At 71.6% G+C, this 23,586-nt stretch carries 20 protein-coding genes; 8 read left to right on the top strand and 12 right to left on the bottom strand.

Features of this window, described 5'->3' with window-relative positions; translation table 11 throughout:
- Positions 1-98 precede the first annotated feature (98 nt).
- Entirely contained in the window at positions 99-1,601 is a 1,503-nt protein-coding gene (locus JW592_RS15070) for an aldehyde dehydrogenase family protein (RefSeq protein ID WP_209265575.1), read from the bottom strand.
- Positions 1,602-2,077: 476 nt separating this feature from the next.
- Here JW592_RS15070 and JW592_RS15065 point away from each other — a divergent pair, with 476 nt between their 5' ends.
- On the top strand, positions 2,078-2,692 hold the full coding sequence (locus JW592_RS15065; RefSeq protein ID WP_229376054.1) for a hypothetical protein: 615 nt from the start codon (positions 2,078-2,080) through the stop codon (positions 2,690-2,692).
- A gap of 85 nt (positions 2,693-2,777) precedes the next feature.
- On the opposite strand, the gene JW592_RS15060 is transcribed toward JW592_RS15065, so the two are convergent.
- Positions 2,778-3,728 (bottom strand): LysR family transcriptional regulator, encoded by a 951-nt coding sequence (locus JW592_RS15060; RefSeq protein WP_209265573.1) that lies wholly within the window; start codon positions 3,726-3,728, stop codon positions 2,778-2,780.
- A 291-nt stretch (positions 3,729-4,019) separates the two neighbouring features.
- Between JW592_RS15060 and JW592_RS15055 the strand changes: the two genes are divergently transcribed.
- Positions 4,020-5,450, top strand: coding sequence for an MFS transporter (locus tag JW592_RS15055; protein WP_209265572.1), 1,431 nt, complete (start codon positions 4,020-4,022; stop codon positions 5,448-5,450).
- On the opposite strand, the gene JW592_RS15050 is transcribed toward JW592_RS15055, so the two are convergent.
- Complete coding sequence (locus JW592_RS15050) at positions 5,441-6,448, bottom strand: ArsR/SmtB family transcription factor (RefSeq protein WP_209265571.1); 1,008 nt, start codon at positions 6,446-6,448, stop codon at positions 5,441-5,443. The two genes, JW592_RS15055 and JW592_RS15050, sit on opposite strands and share 10 nt — an antisense overlap.
- A 127-nt stretch (positions 6,449-6,575) precedes the next feature.
- Between JW592_RS15050 and JW592_RS15045 the strand changes: the two genes are divergently transcribed.
- Positions 6,576-7,775, top strand: coding sequence for an MFS transporter (locus JW592_RS15045; protein ID WP_209265570.1), 1,200 nt, complete (start codon positions 6,576-6,578; stop codon positions 7,773-7,775).
- Here the strand turns inward: JW592_RS15045 and JW592_RS15040 are convergent, their stop codons facing one another.
- Positions 7,776-8,168: a tautomerase family protein gene (locus JW592_RS15040; protein ID WP_209265569.1), complete on the bottom strand. Its 393-nt coding sequence runs from the start codon at positions 8,166-8,168 to the stop codon at positions 7,776-7,778. It abuts the gene before it with no gap.
- Positions 8,169-8,505: 337 nt separating this feature from the next.
- Between JW592_RS15040 and JW592_RS15035 the strand changes: the two genes are divergently transcribed.
- Positions 8,506-8,937 carry a MarR family winged helix-turn-helix transcriptional regulator gene (locus JW592_RS15035; RefSeq protein ID WP_209265650.1) on the top strand — a complete coding sequence of 144 codons (432 nt, stop codon included), beginning with the start codon at positions 8,506-8,508 and terminating at the stop codon, positions 8,935-8,937.
- A 150-nt stretch (positions 8,938-9,087) separates the two neighbouring features.
- On the opposite strand, the gene JW592_RS15030 is transcribed toward JW592_RS15035, so the two are convergent.
- The 4 genes from JW592_RS15030 to JW592_RS15015 form a co-directional block, all read right to left on the bottom strand.
- Positions 9,088-10,077 carry a malate dehydrogenase gene (locus JW592_RS15030; protein ID WP_209265568.1) on the bottom strand — a complete coding sequence of 330 codons (990 nt, stop codon included), beginning with the start codon at positions 10,075-10,077 and terminating at the stop codon, positions 9,088-9,090.
- A gap of 134 nt (positions 10,078-10,211) precedes the next feature.
- The gene (locus JW592_RS15025) at positions 10,212-11,588 is read right to left on the bottom strand and encodes a helix-turn-helix domain-containing protein (protein WP_209265567.1); all 1,377 of its coding nucleotides are present in this window, start codon (positions 11,586-11,588) and stop codon (positions 10,212-10,214) included.
- Positions 11,589-11,734: 146 nt separating this feature from the next.
- Positions 11,735-12,313 (bottom strand): DUF3017 domain-containing protein, encoded by a 579-nt coding sequence (locus JW592_RS15020; protein WP_307805423.1) that lies wholly within the window; start codon positions 12,311-12,313, stop codon positions 11,735-11,737.
- Between the two features lie 20 nt (positions 12,314-12,333).
- Positions 12,334-13,200 (bottom strand): bifunctional methylenetetrahydrofolate dehydrogenase/methenyltetrahydrofolate cyclohydrolase, encoded by an 867-nt coding sequence (locus tag JW592_RS15015; protein ID WP_209265566.1) that lies wholly within the window; start codon positions 13,198-13,200, stop codon positions 12,334-12,336.
- Positions 13,201-13,625: 425 nt separating this feature from the next.
- Here JW592_RS15015 and JW592_RS15010 point away from each other — a divergent pair, with 425 nt between their 5' ends.
- Positions 13,626-14,462, top strand: a complete 837-nt coding sequence (locus JW592_RS15010; protein ID WP_307805422.1) for a hypothetical protein — start codon at positions 13,626-13,628, stop codon at positions 14,460-14,462.
- 254 nt (positions 14,463-14,716) lie between these two features.
- Complete coding sequence (locus JW592_RS15005) at positions 14,717-15,361, top strand: hypothetical protein (protein ID WP_209265564.1); 645 nt, start codon at positions 14,717-14,719, stop codon at positions 15,359-15,361.
- Positions 15,362-15,449: 88 nt separating this feature from the next.
- Here the strand turns inward: JW592_RS15005 and purH are convergent, their stop codons facing one another.
- Both purH and purN read right to left on the bottom strand, forming a co-directional pair.
- A complete protein-coding gene (purH, locus tag JW592_RS15000; RefSeq protein WP_209265563.1) occupies positions 15,450-17,069 on the bottom strand; it encodes a bifunctional phosphoribosylaminoimidazolecarboxamide formyltransferase/IMP cyclohydrolase in 1,620 nt (539 codons plus the stop codon).
- On the bottom strand, positions 17,062-17,724 hold the full coding sequence (purN, locus tag JW592_RS14995; protein WP_209265562.1) for a phosphoribosylglycinamide formyltransferase: 663 nt from the start codon (positions 17,722-17,724) through the stop codon (positions 17,062-17,064). Before purN ends, purH begins: the two co-directional genes overlap by 8 nt.
- Positions 17,725-17,972: 248 nt before the next feature.
- Between purN and JW592_RS14990 the strand changes: the two genes are divergently transcribed.
- Positions 17,973-19,034, top strand: a complete 1,062-nt coding sequence (locus tag JW592_RS14990) for a hypothetical protein (protein ID WP_209265561.1) — start codon at positions 17,973-17,975, stop codon at positions 19,032-19,034.
- Positions 19,035-19,129: 95 nt separating this feature from the next.
- On the opposite strand, the gene JW592_RS14985 is transcribed toward JW592_RS14990, so the two are convergent.
- Positions 19,130-20,881 (bottom strand): cell division protein PerM, encoded by a 1,752-nt coding sequence (locus JW592_RS14985; RefSeq protein ID WP_209265560.1) that lies wholly within the window; start codon positions 20,879-20,881, stop codon positions 19,130-19,132.
- 458 nt (positions 20,882-21,339) lie between these two features.
- Here JW592_RS14985 and JW592_RS14980 point away from each other — a divergent pair, with 458 nt between their 5' ends.
- Positions 21,340-22,512 (top strand): sigma-70 family RNA polymerase sigma factor, encoded by a 1,173-nt coding sequence (locus JW592_RS14980; protein WP_209265559.1) that lies wholly within the window; start codon positions 21,340-21,342, stop codon positions 22,510-22,512.
- Positions 22,513-22,673: 161 nt separating this feature from the next.
- Here JW592_RS14980 and sucD read toward each other — a convergent pair whose 3' ends face one another.
- Entirely contained in the window at positions 22,674-23,576 is a 903-nt protein-coding gene (gene sucD / locus JW592_RS14975; protein WP_209265558.1) for a succinate--CoA ligase subunit alpha, read from the bottom strand.
- Positions 23,577-23,586 lie beyond the last annotated feature (10 nt).

Below are 23,586 nucleotides of genomic sequence, written 5' to 3'. Positions count from 1 at the left end.
GGTGCGCCCCGACGGCTCGGGGACGAACCGCCGTGGCGCTCTGTTCGGGTGTCTGCGGGTGGGTGTGGCCGGTTGCCGGTCTCCTTCGCTCCGTCGGCTCAGCCGCCGAACCAGCGGACCGGTGCCGGGCGCAGGTTCTCGTACACGTGCTTGGTCTCGCGGTATTCGGCCAGACCGTGGGGGCCCAGCTCCCGGCCCACGCCGGACTTGCCGAAGCCTCCCCACTCGGCCTGCGGCAGGTACGGGTGGAAGTCGTTGATCCACACCGTGCCGTGGCGCAGCCGCGCGGCAACCCTGCGCGCGCGTGCGGTGTCGCCGGAGAAGACGGCGCCCGCGAGGCCGTACTCGGTGTCGTTGGCCAGGGTTACAGCTTCGTCCTCGGTGCTGAAGCTCTCTACCGTCAAGATTGGGCCAAAGGTCTCCTCGCGGATGACCCGCATCCCGCGGTGACAGTCGTCCAGCACGGTCGGCGCGTAGAAGTAGCCGCCCTCGGGCCGTACCTCGGAGGGCTCTGGGCGCTCGCCGCCGCACCGCAGCCGGGCGCCTTCCTCCAGCGCCGAGGCGACATAGCCTTCCGTCTTCTCCAGCTGCTGCTGGGAGACGAGCGGACCGCACTCGACGCCTTCCTCGGTGCCGCGCCCGAGCTTGATGCGCTGGGCGCGGGAGACCAGCTCGGCCACGAAGCGGTCCTTGACGGACTCCTCGATGATCAGCCGGGCACCGGCCGAGCACACCTGGCCGCTGTGGATGAACGCGGCGTTCAGGGCCTGGTCGACGGCGGTGTCGAAGCCCTCCTCGGTGGCGCAGGCGTCGGCGAAGACGACATTGGGGTTCTTGCCGCCGAGCTCCAGGGCGACCTTCTTGACGGTGGGCGCCGCGGCCTGTGCGACCTTGGTGCCGCTGACCAGCCCGCCGGTGAAGGAGACCAGGTCGACGTCGGGGTGCTCGGAAAGCCGGGCACCGACCGGGGCGCCGGCGCCGGTGACGAGGTTGGCGACGCCCGCCGGGAGACCGGCCTCCACCAGCAGCTTCACCAGGTGGACGGTGGACAGCGGGGTGACCTCGCTCGGCTTGATCACGAAGGTGTTGCCGGCGGCGAGCGCCGGGGCGACCTTCCAGCTGGCCTGGAGAAGGGGGTAGTTCCAGGGCGTGATCATGGCGCAGACACCGACGGGCTCGTGCACGACCACGCTGTGCACATCGGCGCTGCCCGCGTCCACGACCCGGCCGCCGGACTCGTTCATCACCAGGTCGGCGAAGTAGCGGAACGCATTGGTGACGTCGTCCACGTCCACCCGGCCCTCTTCGAGGGTCTTGCCGGTGTCCCGGGACTCGGTCAGTGCGATCTCCTCGCGGTCGCGCTGGAGGAGATCGGCTACCCGGCGCAGCAGCGCGGCCCGCTCGGCGGTGGGGGTCTGCCGCCAGGGGCCCTCGTCGAACGCGCGACGCGCTGCGGCGACAGCCGCGTCGGTGTCCGCTGCGTCGCCCTCGGCGACAACGGCGAGCGTGGTGGCGTCCGCGGGGTCCAGCACGTCCCGCGTACCGCCGGCTGCGGCCGTACGCCACTCGCCGTCAATGTGAATGCTCTCCAGAACGGACACCTTCGGTACTGCCTTCCGTTACTTACTGCTTTCTCCGGGGTGGCCCCCGTGCCCCCGTTGGGGGCTTTTGCCACAGCCCTGGGCAGATGGCAGTCGTGAACCCTGCCCCGTTCCCCCGGTCTCATGTCCAAAAACCGATGACAAGTGGGCTTCATCACTGGCCGAAGTGCGCCACCCCCCGACGGAACGTACGGTGAGTACGTCTTTGTCCATATTTGGGAGATCGGTGTGCCGCCACACGGCCACCCGCCTTCCCTCTCGGCGGATCGGAGCCATCGATGCGAAAGCAGCACCGCACCTCACTGCTCGTAGCCGTATGCGCTGCGGCGACGGCCTCCGGCGGACTCCTGGCCCCGGCTCATGCCACCCCCACGGCAACCCAGCGTGACGGTCCTGATATCGCAGAGTTGTCAGGAGAGGAAATAGCGGAGAAAGCGTCCGATGAACTGAATTCCGCACACTCCCTCCGGCTCAGAATGAAGGCGCCCGACCTGAGGATTCATCTCACGCTGGACGAAAAGGCGAACTGTTCCGGAAAAATCTCGGTACCGGGCAGAGGGTCCGTTCGGCTCATCAAACACGGTGACACCGTCTGGCTCAAGCCCGATGCCGCCTTCTGGAAAGCCCAGCTCGGCCCCCGGCAGGGCGCGGAGGCCGCCCAGAAGTTCAAGGGCCGCTACATCAAGGGCAGCGCCAAGGACGACGACCTCGGCGGCAAGGGCCTGACCACCGCCTGCGACCTGGACGCCTTCCGCGCCGCGTCCGGAGTACGCGACACCCCGGGACCGCACTGGAAGCGAGGGCACGAGAGCAGCGTGCAGGGCCACCGCTCCGTCCTCGTCACCCGCGCCCAGAAGAAGGCCCGCGTCACCATGCACGTCTCGGCCGAGGGCAAGCCCTACCCGCTGCGCCTGGAGCGCAGGGCGGGCAGCAACCACGACCGGATCGATCTCGGCCACTTCGACCGCCCCGTCTCCCGCGCCACCCCGCCCAAGGACCGCACGGTCACCGTCGAGCAGCTCCGGCGCCACTTGGGCGGCGGACAGGGCGGGGACTCGGGCCAGGGCGAGCCGCCGTCGGAATCGGTGTAGGGGGCGCCGCCAAGCTGGGGCCTTCGGCCGGGGCCTCAGGTGGGGGCCTCGGGTCCTGCCTCAGATGGGGACCTCAGGCGGCGCCTCAGGTGGGGGCCTCGGGCGGAGGGTCACAGAGGTCGAGGCCCTGAGTGACCTCCCGCACACAGCGGCGCAGCCAACAGTGCGCGGCGTCCTTCTCGTAGCGGGGGTGCCACGCCTGGGCGATGGGGAGGGCCGGCAGCCCCAGCGGAATCCGGAAGGTGACCAGGTCCAGCCGCTCCACCAGTCCGGCGCCCAGCCGCAGCCCGGTACGGCCCACCAGATCGGTCTGCGCCACCACCAGCAGCGTGGCGGCCAGCGTCGGCACGGAGGCGACCACCCGGCGCCGCAGCCCGCGCTCCGCCAGCAGCTCGTCGATCGGGCCGTGCATCCTGCCCCGACGCGACGCCGTCACATGGTCCGCCGCAGCGAACCGCTCCGGAGTGATCTCCCCCTCCAGCAGTGGATGCCCCCGGCGGACGACGCCGACGTTGGTGTCGGTGAAGACATGCTCGACCCGCGTCTCCGGTGCCGGCGCGTTCACCACGCCCAGCTCCAGATCGGCGACGCCCTCCCGCAGCGCGGTCGGCTCCCCCGGCCCCTCAGGGAGCAGCCGCAGTGAGACGCCCGGCGCCTGCGCCCGCACCCGTTCCAGCAGCCGCATCCCGATACCGGTCAGCAGCGCGTCGTCGGCGATCAGCGTGAAGGTGCGCTCCAGCGTCGCCGGGTCGAACGCGGCGCCCGTACCCGCTCCCGGGGTGAAGACGGCAGTGGCGCGCTCCACGATCTCCCGTACCTCCCCCGCGAGCTCCAGCGCCCGTGGTGTGGGCACCATGTGCCTCCCCGCGCGGACCAGCACCGGATCGTCCAGCGCCCGCCGAATACGGGCCAGGGTCCGGCTCATCGCGGGCGTGGACAGGTGCAGGCGCTGCGCGGCGTCGGTGACGCTGCCCTCGGTGAGCAGCGCGTCAAGGGCGATCAGCAGATTCAGGTCCAACGAGGACGTCGATTGCATGCAGAGCAACTTTCCCTTGCGAAGATTGCAATTGAATTAACCCAGCTGGCCCGCCTACCGTACAAGCACCCGCCGGGCTCCTCACCCGACCGGAAAGAGCCCGGCCACCCGACGGGCAGCGCACGCGCCCCACCGCCGCGCCCCCGCCGCACCCCGCCCCGCCGCACCTGCTCTGCGGCTCACTCGTCTTTCGCTCGCCCGCCCTTCGCTCGCCCGACTTTCGTTCACCTGTCTTTCACTTACCTGTCTTTCGTTCACCTGTCTTTCGTTCATTGCTCGGGGGATACACCCATGCCTGATACCGCGTCCGACACAGCGCTCCAGCCCGGGACAGCGACGCCGCGCAGCTCCCACGGCCCACGGCACGCGACCGTGCTCGGGCTGATGTCGGCGTGCGTCATGCTCGCCGTGGCCCTGGTGGCCGCCGTGAACCTGGCGCTGCCCAAGCTCAGTTCCGGAGACCTGCACCCCACCTCGGCACAACTGCTGTGGATCGTCGACTCCTACGTCCTCGTCTTCGCCGGACTCCTCATCCCCGCCGGGGCGCTGGGCGACCGGCGCGGCCCCAAGGGCGCCCTGCTCGCCGGTCTCGCCGTCTTCGCCGCCGGCTGCCTGCTGGCGGCGCTCGCACCGAACGTCGCCGTACTCATCGCCGGCCGGGCCCTGGCCGGCGCGGGCGCCGCGCTGGTGATGCCCGCGTCCCTCTCCCTCGCGGTCCGCACCGCACCGCCCGAGCGCCGGGCACACGCCGTGGCCGTCTGGACGGGCGCGACCGGTGCCGCCGGCCTGCTGGGCAATCTCGGCGGCGGCCTCGTCCTGCAGTACCTGCCCTGGCAGGGGCTGTTCTGGGTCACGGCCCCGGCCGCGCTGCTCCTCCTCGCACTCACCGCGCGCCTGACCCCCCGTACGGCCGGAGCCCCGGCGGGCCCCGCCGACCCACTGGGCACCGCGCTGCTGGTGCTCGGCTCGCTCGCCCTGCTCACCGCCCTCATCGAGGGCCCGGGACACGGCTGGGGCTCACCGCTGGTCCTCGTCTCCTTCGCACTGGCCGCCCTCCTGCTGGGCGCGTTCGTCGGACACGGGTTGCGCTCGGCGCGTCCGCTGGTGGACCCGCGCCTGTTCCTTGCCCGCCCGCTGCGGGCCGGGGTACTGGGGATAGGGGCCACCTTCTTCGGGCTGTTCGCGCTGTTCTTCGTCAACGCCCAGTATCTGCAGTACGCCAAGGGCTACTCCCCCGCCGTCGCCGGGCTCGCCGTCGGACCCGTCGCCGTCGGAATGCTGGTCTTCTCCCGGCTCAGCCCCCGCCTCTCCCGACGGTTCGGCGCCCGCCCGATGGTGGCGACGGGGCTCGCCTCCCTGACGGTCGGACTGGGCCTGCTCTCACTGGTCGACGGCTCCACCCCCTATCTCCCCTACGCCGCCGTCCTGCTGGTGATGGCCGTCGGCATGGGCCTGTCGATGCCGCCGCTCTCCCTGTCCGTCCTCAGCGCCCTGCCCGCCGACCGCGCGGGCCTCGGCTCCGGACTCAACGGTGCAGCACGGGAATTCGGCAGCGCACTCGGCGTCGCCGCGATGGGCACCGTGATGGCATCCCACACCGGCGGCTTCACCGAGGGCATGGCCGCCGGGTTCCGCGTCGCGGCAGTGGTGCTCGCGGTGCTCGGCACGGTGACGGTGGCCTGGCTGCGGCCCGACCCCCGCTCCACCGCCGGTCATCGCTGAGCACGGAGCAGGCAGTCGCCGGCCGGGGTGCGGTAGTAGAGGACGGAACGGCCCGCACGGCGGCGCTGTATCAGCCGCGCCTCCCGCAGGACCCGGAGGTGGCGGCCCACCGAACCCAGCCCCTGGCCGGTCAGCGCGACAAGTTGGCTGGTGCTCTTCGGGGAGTCGAGGAGCACCAGCACGGTGGCCCGCGCACGCCCGAGCAGGGCCCCCAACGCCTCGGACACCGACACCCCTTCCGCCTCCCCGAGCGCCCCAGCGAGCGTTCCCGCGCACGGGTACACCACGGCATAGCGGGACGGCCGGTCGACGGCGGACTCCCAGGACACCCACCCCGTATGCGGCGTCACCGGAACGAACATCAGTCGTGCCCCTGCCAGTTCGCGAGGCGGGTAGGTGCGGGTGTTGATCTGGAGCCTGCTCTCGCCGAGCCAGCGCATACCCGGCCGCATGTCGTCGAGGGCGGCCGCCCAGCCACCCTGGCTCAGCTGCGCCGTACGGGCCACCACATCGGCCTCGATGACCCGTCGCCGCCGCGGCCAGTACGGCAGCACCGTCTCCTGCCACACCCACTCCAGGGCGTCCGCCATACGCCGCGGCAGGTCGTCCCGGCGCAGCGCGGCGGGCAGCGGGCCCTTGCTGCCCAGCGACACCAGCAGGTCGGCGCGGGCCGCTTCCGGCGGCGCAGACCGCACCCGGGCAACCTCCTCTTCGAAGGAGGGCACGGCGGAGTCGGATGCGTCGGGGTCCGGCGGGGGCGTGAGGAAGTCGGCGTTCCAGGTGGGCCCGAGAGCCGCCCGTATCAGCTGCGCGGTGACCGGGTTGGTCTCCTGGCGGGCGCGGTAGGCGGGCCGATGGGCGTCGAGCCAGGCGCGTTCCCCGGGGTGGGCAGCGCTCCCCCGTTCCAGCACCTTGAGACCGGCGATCGTCTCCGCGAGCGGCGAGACCACGAATCGGCTGCCCGCCAAGGTATCTGCGCTGACCTGCCACCACCCCACGCTGCGCGCTCCTCCTCACCCCGCTGTCCAAGCAGGCCCACGCAGCGTTCGGCGTCGCGCCGCAGCGACCTTTCGTGCTGGGGCGAAACAGTAACCGGCTGGCTCGTTCCGGCCGAGACTCCCCGCCATGCACACCTATCGAGAGCTCTTCCGGGCGCCCGAGTTCACTCCTCTCTTTCTCACCAGCACCTTCCAGGTGGCAGGGCAGACGGTGAGCGGTCTGGCGCTGGGCACGCTCATCTACACCTCTACCGGGTCCCCGCTGCTGTCCTCCCTTGCCATGTTCGGGCCGTCGCTGGCTCAACTCCTCGGGGCCGCGACACTGTTGTCGGCTGCCGACCGGCTGCGGCCGCGCGCTGCGATGAGCGTGCTGCTTCTGACGTTCGCTCTCGGTACGGCCGTGCAGGCCGTGCCGGGTCTGCCCGTCGCTGCGTCGTTCTCCGTGCTGCTCGTCCTCGGTGTTTTCGCCTCGCTGGCGGGCGGGGTGCGCTACGGGCTTCTCAATGAGGTCCTTCGCAAGGACGGATACCTCCTCGGTCGTTCGGTGCTCAATATGTCCAACGGCGTCATGCAGATCTGCGGCTATGCGCTCGGTGGTGTCCTTGTCGCTGTTCTCTCCGCGCGAGGCACCTTGCTGATCGGTGCCGTGCTGTATCTGACGGGTGCGGCCGTGGCACGGCTCGGTCTCGGAGAGCGCCCGCCCCGGGCCACGGGCAGGCCCTCGGTGGCGCAGACCTGGCGGAACAACGCTCTGCTGTGGTCGTCCCCTTCCCGACGGTTCGTCTATCTGGGGCTGTGGGTGCCCAACGGCCTGGTGGTCGGTTGCGAGTCCCTCTTCGTACCGTTCGCCCCGCGAGAGGCCGGGCTCCTCTTCACCTGCGGAGCGGCGGGCATGCTGGCCGGAGACACCGCCGTCGGCCGCTTTGTGCCACCCCGTTGGCGGAAGCGGCTGGCCGTACCGATGCTTGTTCTGCTGGCCTCCCCCTATCTCCTCTTCGTACTGCGCCCCTCACTGCCCTTGGCGGCGGGGCTGGTGATGCTGGCGTCCGTCGGCTTCGGCGCAAGCCTGCTGCTCCAGGAGCGGTTGATGGAACTGACTCCGGAGGAGCTCAGCGGCCATGCGCTGGGCCTGCATGCGTCGGGGATGCTGGCCCTGCAAGGGGTGGGTGCCGCACTTGCGGGCGTCGTCGCGGAACTCACCTCCCCGGCCACCGCCATGACCTTGATCGCCGCGCTGTCCCTGACGGTGACCGCGGCCCTCTCCATCGGGCTCCGACCAGGGGCAGCGCGGCAGGATCGCGCCCCGGGAACGGCCGGCGCCGACTGATCAGGCCGGCTCGCCGCCGACGCCCGAGCGGCCCGCCGGAACCCCCACCAGCCGGACCGTCACCCGCTCCCGCACACCCTCTCCGAGGACAGCGGCGACGGCGTCGGTGATCGCGGATATCAGCCGGGCGGGCGCTCCGACGAGGTCGGGGTGGTGAAAGAGCCCCTCCCGTGAGCGCAAGGTCACGATCGGCGCGAGCTCATCCGTGATCTCGCCGCCCACGCCCCACCTCCCGCTGGGTACACCGAAGATCTCGACCCCGACCAGCTTCCGGAACGACTCGGGATACACCGTCAGTGCGGCTTCCGTCAGTTCTTTGATCAATTGCCCACTGACAGCGGAATCCTCCCCACCCAGGGCTTCCTCATGAATCTGCACCTCGAAGTGCGGCATGGCCACCTCCCGATCGGCAAGGTGAACAGCCGGATCGCTAACATTGCGGTCGATTCACCTTTGAACGCAAAGCATCTTTGGTTCCAAAGCTAATGGGAGGCCCGCCGCCATGTCAATGGACGGTCACAGCGAGAGACGGGGGAAGGAGAAGGGACAGCAGGGAGACGGGGAGCAGCAGGGAGTGGAGGAGCTACTGGGACTGGAGAAGCAGCTGATCCCCCCGGAGCAACAGGAGCAGCAGGAGCAGCCGGGCCACCCGGTCCCGGACCCGAAGGCACAGCCGACCCGGCAGGGTGAGCTCGCCGAGGACGACGCCGTACGCGCGCTCCTGCTGCTCATGCCGCGCATCGTCGGCCGGGTCAAGCGCATCCCGGTGCCCGAGGAGCTGCAGGCCCTCGCGCTGGCTCCGCGGCATCTCTCCCTGCTCTCGTTCCTTCTCTTCGACGGCCCGATGACCGTCAACGACCTGGCCGCCCGGTTGGAGGTCGCCCCCACCACGGTCAGCCTGCTGGTGGGTGAGCTGAGCCGGAAGGGCGTGCTGGAGCGGCACGAGGACGAGAACGACCGGCGACGTCGCATCGTGAGCATCACCGAGGCCCACCGCCCCACCATCTCGCGGTGGCTCGCCCGCGGCGCCGGCGCCTGGCGCCAGGTGCTGACCGAGCTCTCGCCCGCCGAGCGTGCGCTGATCGTCGCCACCTTGCGCGCCTACGAGGACGCGATGGCCGACGAGGACGGCGGTGACGAGGACGGCGGTGACGAGGACTGACCGCACGCGCCGCCCGGGATCGGCCGCACCTGCCCGGAAACGTCCGAGGGCCCGTACGGATCATCTGATCCGTACGGGCCCTCGGGACGCACGGGGCGCAGGGGCTCACAGGGCCGGGAGACGGCCGACCTGGAGCCGGCGGTCGGTTTCTCAGACGAGGCCGAGACCGCGGACCGCGTCACGCTCGTCGGTGAGCTCCTTGACGGAGGCGTCGATACGGGTGCGGGAGAACTCGTTGATCTCCAGGCCCTGGACGATCTCGTACTTGCCGTCCTTCGTGGTCACCGGGAAGGACGAGATGATGCCCTCCGGTACGCCGTAGGAGCCGTCCGAGGGGATGCCCATGGAGGTCCAGTCGCCCTCGGGGGTGCCGTTGACCCAGGTGTGCACGTGGTCGATGGCGGCGTTCGCGGCGGACGCGGCGGAGGAGGCGCCTCGCGCCTCGATGATGGCGGCACCGCGCTTGGCGACGGTCGGAATGAACTCGTCGGCCAGCCACTTCTCGTCGTTGACGACCTGGGCGGCGTTCTTGCCGCCGACCTCGGCGTGGAAGATGTCCGGGTACTGCGTGGCGGAGTGGTTGCCCCAGATCGTCAGCTTCTTGATGTCGGCGACGGAGGTGCCGGTCTTCTTCGCGAGCTGGGTGAGCGCGCGGTTGTGGTCGAGGCGGGTCATGGCGGTGAACCGCTCGGCCGGAACGTCCGGCGCCGCCGACTGGGCGATCAGCGCGTTGGTGTTGGCCGGGTTGCCCACGACCAGGACCTTGATGTCGTCAGCGGCGTGGTCGTTGATCGCCTTGCCCTGCGGCTTGAAGATGCCACCGTTGGCCTCCAGCAGGTCGCCGCGCTCCATGCCCTTGGTACGGGGCCGGGCGCCGACGAGCAGCGCCACGTTGGCACCGTCGAAGGCGACGTTCGGGTCGTCGGTGATCTCGATGCCCTGGAGCAGCGGGAAGGCACAGTCGTCCAGCTCCATGGCAGTGCCCTCGGCCGCCTTCAGAGCCGGGGTGATCTCCAGCAGACGCAGCCTGACCGGCACGTCGGCGCCCAGCAGCTGGCCGGAGGCGATACGGAACAGCAGCGCGTAGCCGATCTGGCCTGCGGCGCCGGTGACGGTGACGTTCACGGGAGTGCGGGTCATGCGTTCTCCGTAGTACTTGACGACGTGGCTGGCGGGTGGCCGGAAGTCTCTCTACGTCAAGAGACCCACCGGCCAGGCTATCCGACACCGCGCCCGCCTCATCCCCGGGTCCGCTCACGTCACCCCGGGCCCGCTCACCGCGCCTTCTTGCCGGGGACGGTGCAGCCCTTGCCGCCCGCCGCCAGCGTGGCACAGGCGCGCGCCTCGTCCGGGGCCGATACGGAGACCATTTTTGTGTAGGCGTCGTTCGTCGTCGTCACCTTGTCGCTCTCCGTCTGCCCGCCCGGTCCGGTGATACGCAGCGCGTCACCGGTCCTCGCCCGGGTGATCCGTCCCCAGGACGCCTTACACACCTTGCTGTACCGCACTTCGACGAAGCTGGTGCCCACCCAGGCGGAGCTGCTGGTGCCGACGTGCTTGCCGCCGCACCCCATGGCTTCCGGGTCCTTGCCCGAGCAGCTCTTGCCCGAGCACTTCACTCCGGCGGGGAGGGGCGAGCTCTTCCGGGTCGGGCTGGGTTTCGGTTCGGCGGATTCCTCCTTGCCGCCGTCGAGGTCGAAGAACAGCACGGCGCCCGCCGCGACGACGAGAACGGCCACGAGGGATGCCAGCAGGACCGTCATCTTCCGGCGGCCACCCCCGCCCTTGCCCTTGCCGCTGCCCGTACGGTCGCTGTCCGGGCCGCCCGCGCCGACGCCCGGCCGACTCCCGTCGAGGGAAGAACCGGCGAGGGCGGAGTGGCCGGTGGTGCCGGGGTGGCCGGTGGCGGCGGGGTGGCCGGTGGCGGCGGGGTGGCCGGTGGCGGCGGGCCGGTCGGTCGACCCCGATTTGCCGAGGCCCGGTGCCGTGGTGCCCCATTCGGTCGCGTCGGACCGGTGGCGCCGCTCGCGCGCGGTCGCGGCGTCGCCCGCCGCGCGAATGGCGTCCTTGCGCAGGATGGCGGTGCCCACATCGCCGTCCTCCGGGACGCCCTGTTCCGGGTCGGCCCGCTGGGAGGGAACGGTCCGACCCTCCGGGGTGCCCTGGTGCGGCACGGTGGGGCTGCCACCCTCGGCGACGGGCGCACCGCTGCGGGACGCTGCCGCTCCGGGGGCGCCGCCCTGGGGTTCGCCGCCTTCGGGTGTGCTCTTGCCCTTGCGCCGCCTGCGTCCCTTTTCGCGGGTCTCCTCGGGTTCCTCGTTCAGCGCGGCGCGCGCCTGGGCGATCTGGATCGCCTCCAGGGTGGTGTCGTGCCGCATCTCGCTGCGGCTCCACGCCCGTTCGGCCAGCTCCCACATGGTGCCCAGATGCCGCACGTCCGTCCCGGTCACCTCGGCGAGCGCCTGAGTGGCGCCACGCGGGGGCAACAGACGGCCGTTCAGATAACGCTCCCAGGAGGATTTGCTGTACCCGGTCCGGTCCGCGATGGTGGCGACGCTCAGCCCGCTGCGGTCGACAAGCCGACGTAGCTGGCTCGCGAACTCCCGGATCTGCGGGTCCAGATCATCCGGTAGCGACCTCCAACGAGGCATAGCCTCCCCCTTGTCCGCGAGTGCGCTCTCACTGTTCCCTTCCCCCGTGTCGCGCCACGGCCTTTGGGAGCTCGTCCGCGCAAACGCTCCCTAGTCTGCCAGCCCGTCCGGACACCAACGGTTACGCGCCCCGCCCGAACGCTCGGTCAGCGCACTGTGAAGTGCACGACGGTGTCCAAGAACGGGATCGTGAGCCACGGGCTCGGCTGCGCCATCATGGCCAACAGCACGATGGCGAGGCCCAGTACGCCATAGGTGATCATGTCGGTGAAGCGCGAGCGCACCGCCAGCATGCCGACCGAGGGCTTGCCCCAGCGCAGCACCGCACCGCTCAGCAGCGACAGACCGACGATGAGGGTGCCCGCGCGGAACTGGGCGACCGTCACCAGCAGTCCGGCCAGCACTCCGGCGGACACCACCAGGAGCGGCCACTGCCGGTAGGGGGCCGGGCGGTCGCCTCCTATCGCGCGGCCCCCGCCCTCGGGTCGTGCTGTGTCCCTGGTCAGCACCGGAAAGCGCCGCGACGCCTTGCGCGGTGGTACGGCCTCCTGCGTGGCCATCGCGGAGTCTCCCTTCACGTCACCGTCTGCGGCAGCGGCCGTAGCGCCTTCTTCCGGACCGCCCGCCTCGCAGCCCGGGTCACCCGTACGGTCACGGTCGCCGTCATCACGGTTGCCGTCGTCGCGGTCCGGGCCGGTCCCGGCGCGGTCGCCCTCGTCCCTCACGGCACTCCCTCTGACCGCGCTCAGCGGGCCGTCTCGGCCGCCTGGGCCTCGGCCGCCTCCACCACGTTGACCAGCAGCTGGGCCCTCGTCATCGGTCCGACGCCACCCGGGTTGGGGCTGAGCCAGCCGGCCACCTCGGCGACACCCGGGTGCACATCGCCCACGATCTTGCCGCTCTCGTCCCGGCTGACGCCCACGTCGAGCACGGCGGCGCCCGGACGGACGTCCTCCGGCTTGATCAGGTGGGGCACACCGGCAGCGGCGACGACGATGTCCGCCTGCCGCAGCATCCCAGGCAGGTCGCGGGTACCGGTGTGGCACTGCGTCACTGTCGCGTTCTCACTGCGCCGGGTCAGCAGCAGCGGCAGCGGACGGCCCGCCGTCACACCCCGTCCGACGACCACCACGTGGGCACCGTTCAACTCGACGCCGTACCGGCGCAGCAGTACGAGCATGCCCTGCGGGGTGCACGGCAGCGGTGCGGGCTTGTTGAGGACCAGGCGGCCCAGGTTGGTCGGGTGGAGGCCGTCGGCGTCCTTGGCCGGGTCCATCAGCTCCAGCACCCGGTTGACGTCGATGCCCTTGGGGAGCGGGAGCTGGACGATGTAGCCGGTGCAGGACGGGTCCTCGTTCAGCTCGCGGACGACCGCCTCGATCTCCTCCTGCGTCGCCGTCGCGGGCAGCTCACGCTGGATGGAGTTGATGCCGATCTGCCGACTGTCGCGGTGCTTGCCGGCGACGTACTTCTGGGAGCCGACGTCCTCGCCGACGAGCAGCGTGCCCAGGCCGGGCGTGATGCCCTTCGCCTTGAGCGCCTCGACACGCGTGGTGAGATCGGACTTGATCGCGGCGGCGGTGGCCTTGCCATCGAGAATCTGGGCGGTCATACGCCCATCCTCGCGGATCGGGGCCCCTGCTCTCCACTCAGGTGCCGGTGGCAGGTTCTTCCCGGGCTCCGCCGAGGGCACCGAGCGGCACCAGGAGGCGCCAAGAGGCACCGAGAGGCACCGAGAGGCACCGAGCAAGGCTCGGGCACCGTTCAGCGCGTGGCGGGTGTCGCGCAGCGTCCCTGCCGCACGCCGTTCGGTGCCGCGCGGGGCGGCGCCGGGCTGCGCCGGGCGCTGTTGTGGTCGCACCGGCGCGGGCCGGTGCGACCGGTGCTGCTGTGCGAGCCGCTCAGCCTGCTGTGCGAGCCCGTGTCACCCGCGTGGCGTCGCGTTGGCAACGGGACGGCAAAGGTCGGTTCATGTGCCTCTCTGCTCCCCCTACGCTCCGTTGTGCACAGGCACGGAGAGTCAGTAGCGTGCCGGGCGTGTTCAGCGTGATCATCGTCCCGGACGGGTGCCGGGGACCCGAGGAGCAGTACCGGCTGGAGCCGGGCCATACGCTGCGCTTCGGCCGCACGGCACCGGCAGGCAACGGCCTGACCATCTCCCACCCCGCCGTCGCGTGTGCGGCCGGGGAGATCACGGCGACCGGTGCCTTCTGGATACTGACCAACTTCAGCAGCGACCAGACCTACATCGTCGAGAATCCCGAGGGCGCGGGGGAGCACATCAGGGTCGCGCCCGGCCGTGCCGACGCGCCGGTCCCCTTCGAGTTCGCGCGCGTACACCTGTGCGCCGGCGAGTCCAGACCCGGCTGCGGTTTCGACGTACTGGCGCCGCGCCACGACTACCTCGCACCGGGCGGCTCACCATTCGGCGGGGCGCTCGCCGAGAGCGCGGGCGCCGGTGCAGGCATCGGTGCAGGCACAGTTGGGGGCGTCGGCGGCGACAGTGCGGCCACCCCGGGGGCGCACGGCGCGGAGGACTGGACCTTCGACCCGTTCCCCCGCCCTTACCCCCTCGACCACACCTGTCACTACTTCCTCGTTCTGGCGGCACTGTGCGAGGCGAGTCTGCGCTCCGGGGAGGCGACACCCGCCCAGGTGCCCGACATCGCGGAGCTCACCGAGCGGCTGCGCCCCGTATGGCCCGACGTCTCCCCCGCCGCCGTCGCCTGGAACATCGACTACCTGCGGCTGAAGCTGCGGCTGCGCGCCCCGGACGATCCGGACACCGTCCGCGAGGCACTGGTGCGGTTCGCACTCCGGTTCGACCTCGTACAGGAAGGGCATCTGACCGTACTGGCGGGGCAATTGGTCTGAAAACGCACCTCAGAGCCGTCCGAAACGGTTCCGCGAGGGGCTGACCTAGCGTTGTGAGTTGTCCACAGCCGGGAAACGTGGCTGGACAGGCCGACAGTCGGACCATCAACATGGGTGAACGGCGTCGGGCAGTGCAGGGAGGGCCGACGGTGCGGCGCCGTGACCGGGGGAAGCGACATTGCTGAGGGCAGGCCGTGATTCTCCGGAGTCACTCGGCCCCATCCGCTCCTCAACGCCGTCGGAGGAAACAGCCCGTGAGCTACCCGCCGCCCCCCGGCCAGCAACCGAACAACCCGTATGCGGCACCGCAGCAGGGCGCTCCCGGCGCCCCTGGTGCCCCGGGCGCCCCCTACGGCTACCCGCAGCAGGGCGCCGGTCAGCCGAACTACGGCTACCCCGGCGGCATGCCCGGGTATCCGGCAGGGCCGGGCGGCCCCATGCGGCCCACCGTCAGCATGCCGGGGGTGGTCGTCACCGCGCGCGTGCTGCTGTTCATCGCGGGAGCGCTTTGGGGGCTGCTCGCCTTCATTGTGCTCACGGTCGGCCTGGCTGCGAACGACGCGCTCGACGACATCCCTGTCGCGGACTCCGTGGGAAGCGCGGCGCTCGGCGGAGCGCTGGTGGGGCTCCTGATCTTCGGCGGCATGGCGGCGCTGCACATCGTGCCGGCCGCCATGTTCGGCAAGGGGCGTATCGGCACCCGTGTCACCGCCATCATCGCGGGCTCGCTCAATGCGCTGATTCCACTGGTGGCCATCTTCGGCGCGATAGGCAGCGGGGACAGCGACGTCGCCGGGACCATCTTCATGTGCCTGCTGTGGCTGGCAACCGCGGTGCTGACCATTGTCTTCTGCTCGATGAGCGCCGCCGGCCAGTGGTTCAACCGGCCGCAGTACTGACCGTCGGCGCTGCCGAGAACGGGAACGGGCCCCGCACGGTTCACGTGCGGGGCCCGTCCTTGTGTGCCGTAGCGACGTCGCGCAGCGCTCAGTGGAAGAAGTGCCGCGTCCCCGTCAGATACATCGTCACGCCCGCCTTGGTGGCGGCCTCGACGGTCTGCTCGTCGCGGACCGAGCCGCCCGGCTGCACCACCGCGCGCACGCCCGCTTCGGCCAGCACCTCCAGGCCGTCGGGGAAGGGGAAGAACGCGTCGGAGGCCGCGTACGAGCCGCGTGCCCGCTCCGCACCGGCCCGCTGGACGGCGAGCCGGGCCGAGTCGACGCGGTTGACCTGCCCCATGCCGACGCCGACGGTGGCGCGGTCCTTGCCGAGCAGGATCGCGTTGGACTTCACGGCGCGGCAGGCCCGCCAGGCGAAGGCCAGTTCGGCCAGTTCCTCGTCGGACAGCGCCTCGCCGGCCGCCAGGGACCAGTTCGCCGGATCGTCGCCCGCCGCCTGGAAGGCGTCCTTGGCCTGCGCGAGACCGCCGCCGTCGATGGGGCGGAACTCCGCAGGTGCGGTGGGCGCCTCGGGGCAGCGCAGCACGCGGATGTTCTTCTTCCGGGAGAGTGCCTCGACCGCGCCGTCCTCGTAGTCGGGAGCGACGATGACCTCGGTGAAGATCTCCGCGACCTGCTCGGCCATCGCCAGCGACACCGGTCGGTTGACGGCGATCACACCGCCGTACGCGGACAGCGGGTCGCAGGCGTGCGCCTTGCGGTGGGCCTCGGCCACGTCGGCGCCGACCGCGATTCCGCAGGGGTTGGTGTGCTTGATGACGGCGACGCACGGCTCGGTGTGGTCGTAGGCGGCACGGCGCGCGGCGTCGGTGTCGACGTAGTTGTTGTACGACATCTCCTTGCCGTGCAGTTGCTCCGCCTCGGCCAGACCGCCGCCGCCCGCGGTGTAGAGCGCGGCGGGCTGGTGCGGGTTCTCGCCGTACCGCAGCACGTTCTTGCGCTCGTAGGTGGTGCCGAGGAAGGAGGGGAACTGCGACGAGGCCGCGGATTCGCCCGTCTCCGGCGAGTTCGCCTCGGCGCCGCTCTCGGCATCGCCCTCGGCGTACGTGGCGAACCAGCCGGCCACCGCCACGTCGTAGGCGGCAGTGTGCTGGAATGCCTCGCCCGCCAGCCGCTTACGGGCCGCCAGGTCGAAACCGCCGTTCTCGACGGCCTTGAGCACCTCGCCGTAACGGTCGGGGTTGACCACGACCGCCACCGACGGGTGGTTCTTGGCAGCGGCGCGCACCATGGAGGGGCCGCCGATGTCGATCTGCTCCACGCACTCGTCGTCGGAGGCGCCGGAGGCGACGGTCTCCGCGAACGGGTACAGGTTGACGACGACCAGCTCGAACGGCTCGACACCCAGCTCGCCCAGCTGCTCGCGGTGTGCCTCGAGCCGCTGGTCGGCGAGGATGCCCGCGTGCACGCGCGGGTGGAGCGTCTTGACCCGCCCGTCCAGGCACTCGGGGAAGCCGGTCAGCTCCTCGACGGGGGTGACCGGAACCCCGGCGTCCGCAATGCGCTTCGCCGTCGAACCGGTCGAGACGAGCTGCACACCGGCGGCGTGCAGCCCCCGCGCCAACTCCTCGAGCCCCGTCTTGTCGAACACACTGACCAGCGCGCGGCGGATCGGCCGCTTGGCGCCCAGCGCAGCACTCTCACTCATGACCCAGTCGTACCCTTCTCATGTTCGGCCCCTCGAGCGTGTAGCCGTGGCGTGCGATGCGCACCACGACCTCGACGAGCAGCCGTCGCTCGACTTCCTTGATCCGCTCGTGCAGGGCGACACCCTCGTCGTTGTAGTCCTCGTCCCTGACCTCGACGGCGCGCTGCGCGATGACGGGTCCGGTGTCGACGCCGTCGTCGACGAAGTGGACGGTGCACCCGGTCACCTTCGCGCCGTACGCGAGCGCGTCGCGTACGCCGTGAGCACCGGGAAAACTGGGGAGCAGCGCGGGGTGGGTGTTGAGGAACCGCCCGCCGAACCGCGCCAGGAAGCTGCTGCCGACCACCTTCATGAAGCCCGCGGAGACCACCAGGTCCGGCGCGTGCGCGGCCGTCGCCTCGGCGAGCGCCGCGTCCCACTCCTCGCGGCTGCCGTGGTCCTTGGCCCGGCACACGTACGTCGGAATCCCGGCCCGCTCGGCCCGCGCCAGCCCCTCGATACCGCTCCGGTCGGCCCCGACGGCGACGATTTCGTACGGGGTGTCGAGTGCCGGGTCGGCAGCGGCGTCGATCAGCGCCTGGAGGTTCGTGCCGGAACCGGACACCAGGACGACAAGGCGCACGGGGGCGACGGGACGGAAGGACTGCGCGTCCACGACGGGGCTCTCTCTCGAGGGGAGACGGAATTGTGTGGTCGTACAAGTACGTGGACCCGAGGATTCCGGGGAACTCTACGAAGCGTCCGACCGTCGGCAACGATACCGGCACTCGAAACCGCCCCCACGGGACGGGGGCGCACGCGGAAGGTAGCGTCAGGGACACGGTCTCCTCGGGCTCCTGCGGGGGCTGGGGGGCCGCAGGGCCGTGGAACCGACGCGGAAGCGATGAGGAAGACACACACCAGATGACCGACCGACGCCGCCGTGCGGCCGCATCCGACAGCTCCTCCCGCGAGGACAACCCCTTCGCGCCACCGCCGGAGGGGCAGCCGGACCAGCCGTGGGAGCCGCGAGTCTTCGGGGCGTCCGGTTCGCGCGATTCGTCTGATTCGTCACGCTCATCCCGCTCCGGGGGGTCGAGTGGTTCGGGAGGGCCGGGCGGGGCGTCCGGCAGCGGTGGCGGCAGCGACGACGGGAACGCGCACGGGAGCGGGAACGGCGGGGGCGACGGCGGCGACGGCAAGGGCGCCGGGGTCGGCGGAGGCGATGATTCCGGCTCCTCGGACGGTGAGCAGCAGCCGTCGGCGTGGGGCAGCCAGTGGAGCAGCCGACAGCCTGGGCGGCACGGTGGCGGCTTCGGCGGCGGACCGGACCGCGCGGGCGGCGGCAACGGCGGTGGCGCGGGACAGGGCAGCGGCGGCCGGGGCCAGGGCGGCCCGGGTGGGCCTGGCGGACCGGCAGGACCCGGTGGCACACGCGGTATGCGCTGGGACCCCACCGATCCCCTCCAACGGCACGCCCGCTACTCCCTGCACGCCGGTATCTGGGGCCTTTTCTTCGCCCTGCTGAGCGTGCCGCAGGTCGCCCTGCTGCTCGGAGCGCTCTCGCTGTACTGGGGCATCAACGCGCTGCGCGGCAAGCTGCCCAAGTCCGTGCGGGAGAAGGGGAGCAACAACGACAAGCGCGGACGCCGTGGTACAGCCGCGACCGCGGAGGACGTCGCGGGCACCTCCCGTGCGGCCGAGGGGGAGGGTGCCGCCGACACCCGCGAAGGAGCGGGCGGCGGCCGGTCCCCGATCCCGCTCGCTGTGACACCGGCGCAGGCGGACAAGGCCAAGCGGACAGCGGCCATCGGCGGGCTGGTCACCGCCGGCCTGACGCTGACGATCGTGGCGGCGACGTTCGCGCTCCAATTCGTCTACAGCGACTTCTACACCTGCCAGAACGACGCGCTGACCCAGTCCTCCCGCGACGACTGCAAACGGCACCTGCCCAAGGACCTGCGGCCGTTCCTGGAAGACCGCTGAGCTGACGTTGCGGCCGGGGCCGCTGAGGGCGCTGGAGTTGCTGGGGCCGTCGGGGCTGCTGGGGCCGCCTTCCCAGGGGTCTTCCTGCCGCATGTCTAGGCGCTGACGTTCGCGGGGTCGGGTTCGGGGGCGGGGCTGAGGTCGGGGTCGGGGCCGGACTCCGGGCGCGGTTCGGGGGCGGGTTCAGGGCCGGCTTGCGGGGTGGGTCCGGAACCGGATGGGGCCGAGGGCTCGGACCCGGGCTCCGGCTCGGGCTCGGACTCGGGCTCGGACTCGGGCTCGGACTCGGGCTCGGACTCGGGCTCGGACTCGGGCTCGGACTCGGAATCCGCCTCGGGCCCGTCGTCCGCCGGGTCGGGCGGCTCGAAGGCGGGCATCAGGCCGCCGGAAGCCGCCTTCATCGCGGTCCAGCGCTCGCGGCGGGCCTCGTCCGTGTGCCAGGCGGGGTCGGGGCCGCTCTCCTCCTCGGTTGGTGCGGCCACCGCCGCCATCAGCGCGGCGAGGAGTGCCGACCGGTGCGCGTTGCGCCGCGTCCACCAGCGGACCCACAGGGCGGTCGGCAGGCCGACGACGAGCAGCCACCCGCACGCGGCGGCGCCGGTCTGCCACCAGCGGGGGCCCAGGTGCGCGAGCGCCTCGTTGCCGAGCGGGCCGCTCGCGGACGCGGTGAGCAGCGCCAGCACGGCGCCGCACAGCACCGCGGCGAGCGGCACCGACACCACGACGGCGCGCCGGCTGCCGGTCCTGCGGTGAGCTGTGTCCGGTCCGGCGCCGACGGCGGCCTCCGAGCGGCCCACCCACCAGCCGCAGATCAGGCCGCCCAGCAGCGGGACCACACCCGCCAGGCACCATCCGAGAGCGCCGCCGGTGCCCTCGTCCGGAACGGTGGCCAGCAGCGGGAACGGGGGCAGCTGCGGCATTGCCGTCGTTGCGGCCGGAGCGGCGATGCTGTCGGCACCCAGCGTGAAGCCTGGCCCAAGGCCGTACGAGGTGGCCCAGAGCACCGCGTTGGGCAGCAGCGCGGCCGTGAGCAGCAGAACGCCGAGATGACCCGAGACACTGTTCGAGAGCTCCGGGAAGGCACCGAACACCGCCTGCACGTTCCACAGGAGGGAACCGGCGAGCAGCGCGGCTCCTCCGGTACACAGGACCACGGTCGCCGCACCGGCCGCCTGGACGGCGACGGCGACACGGTCCCGGGTGAGGTGTCCGCGCAGTGCTCTGAGCCCGGCCCTGGCCGTCTCCGGCAGCCGAGCGGTGAGAGCAGCCGCCCAGGCGGCAGGCGCCCCCGAACGGTTCGGCGCACCGTAGGCCGCGCACAGCCCGGTCATCACGACGACGAACAGCGGCAGTCGCCACATCGTGCTGACGGGATCGGCCTCGATCGGGCTGTCGGACGCATAGGCGACCGCCGCCGCGGTGACGAGGAGATAGCCGCCCGACACCCAGCCCGCGACGGCGAGCGGCCCGTACTCGTCGTCGTCCGCGGTGAGCCGTGCGTCCAGCCCCTCGCGCGTGGCGCGCCACAGCAGCCACACGGGTACCGCCGTCAGCAGCAACGGCGTCACTCCCACGGGTGCCGCCGCACCGGACAGCGTCTCGTGCCGTACGAGATGCGTGCCGTGCGCCAGCAACCACAGGTCCGCCGCCGTACGCAGGGCTCCACCGGCCCCGCTGTCGGGGTACGGCGAGACGGTCCACAGCAGCAGGACGACGACGGCGAACGCGCCGAGCCCGAGCCCGGCGGCCACGGCGCCGCCCAGCAACCAGCCGCTGGTGAGGGGCAGGGGGCGGGGGTGGCCACGGCCCGAGGACAACGGCGGACCGCGGTGCGTCACTTGGCTCACGGGCGCCATGCTGCCAAGAACACCCGTTTTGCCCTAGTAGCAGGCATTTTGTCGCTGTGTCGCACAAGCTATGGGCTATGCAACTTTCTTCCGCCTCTGCCGACGCGACCGCGAGTGCGGCGAAGCGCCGTGCTCGCGCAGACTCTGACGCCCCTTCCGCCCAGGCCGCTCCAGAGGCGAAAGAGGCACCGGACGCGCCGTCGAGCGAGCCGGACGCACCCGAAGAACCAGAGATGGCGGCCGCACCGGATACACCACCGGAAACAGCACCAAAAACGACACCGGAAACGACACCGGAAACGGCACCGGAAACGGCACCGGAAACGGCAAACGCACCGGGTGCGGACTCGGAAACGCTCCCGGATGAGACCCCGCCGGACGCGGCTGAGGAGGCTGACGCGGCTGCGGCTGACGGAGCCGAGGCGGCGGATGCCTCTGACGCGCCGCAGGGTGTGGACGTGCTGGACGCGCCTGCCCCGCGCAGCGAAGGGCAGCCGGGGTCAGGCTCGGCGCCACGGGTGCCGGCGCCCGCCCCGCGCGGTGAGCCGGAGCCGTGGGTCGAGGTCGTCGAGACGGTGCCGGGTCCGGTCGAGGACTTCGTGGGGTCGGCCAGGCAGCGCACGGCGCTGCCCGACGATCCGGTCGAGGCATTCGACGAGCTCTACCGGTGGCAGGCGCGGGCGCTGAGCCGGCAGGCGCTTGTGCTGAGCGGGCACCGCCGAGTGGCCGAACGAGCCGTTCGCTGGGCGTTCCACCAGGCATGGCAGCACTGGCCGAAGGTCCTGGCGGAGCGCGAGCCCACGCGCACGGTGCGAGCGACGGTGTACGAGTACGCGCTCTCCCCCTGGCACCAGTTCCACCCTCGGCACCGCAGGCCGCAGACGTACCAGGGCGCACCGGAGCACCGGGCCGTGCTGGAGGCGTTCCTGGGGCTGCCGCGCAGCTACCGCGCCGCGCTGCTGCTGCACTACGGGCTGGGACTGACATTGCAGGAGACGGCCGCCGAGGTGGAGTGCAGCACCGAGGCGGCGGCAGGCCGGGTCACGCACGGGCGGGCGGCACTGGAGGAGTGCTGGCCACGGCTGGCGCGGGCACCACGGCGACAGCGCGGTGCGGTACTGGCACACGCGCTGCGCGAGCTCGCCGCCGCGCAGCCGGTACGCCCTATGCCGCCACAGCTGGTGCGCCGCAGCAGTCTCCGTACGACGCGGCTGTGGACCCGCGCCTCGATCGGTCTGACGGCGACGGTGGCGACGGCGACGACTCTCGCGCTCCTGACGGCCGAGACCGGCGACGGCCCGGCGGACAAGCCCGTTCGGGCCCCGTCACGCACCTTCGCACCCGCCACGCTGCCGGGCGGACCGAACGCCGGTGCGGTCCTGTTCCCAGGCACGGCCCCGGGAACGGGTACGCCCCCGCGAACAGGTACGCCCCCGGGAACGGGCATGGCCTCGGGAACGCGCGAGAGCCCCGTCACCACTCGTACGAGTGACGAGAGCAAGGCCGAACGTACGTACCGGAAACCCGCCGGCGGTCCAGGCCACGCCTACCTGCCCCAGCTCCGCTCCACCAACGAGCGCGGCAACCTGCGCGACTTCCAGCCGCCCGGGTACCGCGCCCCGAACGGCTGACGGGCCCGCCCCCGGAGGGTACGGGCCCATCGGACGCTCAGCCGACGCGCGAGCGCTCACTCAGACGCCAAGCACCGGGCACCAGGCACCTGACGCCCGCCGGACGCCGGACGCCAGGCCCACCAGACGTCAGGTGCCAGGCGCCGGCGTGCGGGCACGCATCACGCGCTGAGGCGCTCCCGCGCGAGCCGCGCGGTCTCGGACGGGGTCTTGCCGACCTTCACGCCCGCGGCCTCCAGGGCCTCCTTCTTCGCCTGCGCGGTGCCGGAGGAGCCGGAGACGATGGCGCCGGCGTGGCCCATGGTCTTGCCCTCCGGAGCGGTGAAGCCCGCGACGTAGCCGACGACCGGCTTGGTCACGTTCTCCTTGATGAAGTCGGCCGCGCGCTCCTCCGCGTCACCACCGATCTCACCGATCATGACGATCAGGTCGGTGTCCGGGTCGGCCTCGAACGCCTTGAGGGCGTCGATGTGCGTGGTGCCGATGACCGGGTCACCGCCGATGCCGACGCAGGTCGAGAAGCCGATGTCGCGCAGCTCGTACATCATCTGGTACGTCAGCGTGCCCGACTTGGAGACCAGGCCGATGCGGCCCGGCTTGGTGATGTCGGACGGGATGATGCCGGCGTTCGACTGGCCGGGGGTGATCAGACCCGGGCAGTTCGGGCCGACGATCCGTGTCCCCTGCTTTCCATCAGACGCAGCGCCCTTCTGGGTGGCGTAGTCCCAGAAGTAGGCGGTGTCGTGGACGGCGATGCCCTCGGTGATCACGACGGCGAGGCCGATCCCGGCGTCGACCGCCTCGATCACGGCGTCCTTGGTGAACTTCGGCGGGACGAAAATCACGGTGACGTCGGCGCCGGTGGCCTCCATGGCCTCCTTGACGCCGCCGAAGACGGGCACCTCGGTGCCGTCGAAGTCAACGGTCGTGCCCGCCTTGCGCGGGTTCACACCGCCGACGATGTTGGTGCCGGAGGCCAGCATCCGCTTGGTGTGCTTCTGGCCCTCCGAGCCGGTCATCCCCTGGACGATGACCTTGCTCTCCTTGGTGAGGAAGATAGCCATGGTGTGTCGA

Source organism: Streptomyces spirodelae, assembly GCF_017676385.1.
GTDB lineage: Bacteria > Actinomycetota > Actinomycetes > Streptomycetales > Streptomycetaceae > Streptomyces > Streptomyces spirodelae.
This window is presented reverse-complemented; position numbering and strand designations above follow the sequence as displayed.

Excerpts from the sequence above, each read along its gene's own strand:
- JW592_RS15025 (WP_209265567.1), bottom strand. The coding sequence starts at position 11,588 with ATGCCTCGTTGGAGGTCGCTACCGGATGATCTGGACCCGCAGATCCGG.
- JW592_RS14990 (WP_209265561.1), top strand. The coding sequence starts at position 17,973 with ATGACCGACCGACGCCGCCGTGCGGCCGCATCCGACAGCTCCTCCCGC.
- JW592_RS15060 (WP_209265573.1), bottom strand. The coding sequence starts at position 3,728 with ATGCAATCGACGTCCTCGTTGGACCTGAATCTGCTGATCGCCCTTGAC.
- JW592_RS15035 (WP_209265650.1), top strand. The coding sequence starts at position 8,506 with ATGCCGCGCATCGTCGGCCGGGTCAAGCGCATCCCGGTGCCCGAGGAG.
- sucD (WP_209265558.1), bottom strand. The coding sequence starts at position 23,576 with ATGGCTATCTTCCTCACCAAGGAGAGCAAGGTCATCGTCCAGGGGATG.
- JW592_RS15015 (WP_209265566.1), bottom strand. The coding sequence starts at position 13,200 with ATGACCGCCCAGATTCTCGATGGCAAGGCCACCGCCGCCGCGATCAAG.
- JW592_RS15040 (WP_209265569.1), bottom strand. The coding sequence starts at position 8,168 with ATGCCGCACTTCGAGGTGCAGATTCATGAGGAAGCCCTGGGTGGGGAG.
- JW592_RS15030 (WP_209265568.1), bottom strand. The coding sequence starts at position 10,077 with ATGACCCGCACTCCCGTGAACGTCACCGTCACCGGCGCCGCAGGCCAG.
- JW592_RS15045 (WP_209265570.1), top strand. The coding sequence starts at position 6,576 with ATGCACACCTATCGAGAGCTCTTCCGGGCGCCCGAGTTCACTCCTCTC.
- JW592_RS15065 (WP_229376054.1), top strand. The coding sequence starts at position 2,078 with ATGAAGGCGCCCGACCTGAGGATTCATCTCACGCTGGACGAAAAGGCG.
- purH (WP_209265563.1), bottom strand. The coding sequence starts at position 17,069 with ATGAGTGAGAGTGCTGCGCTGGGCGCCAAGCGGCCGATCCGCCGCGCG.
- JW592_RS15055 (WP_209265572.1), top strand. The coding sequence starts at position 4,020 with ATGCCTGATACCGCGTCCGACACAGCGCTCCAGCCCGGGACAGCGACG.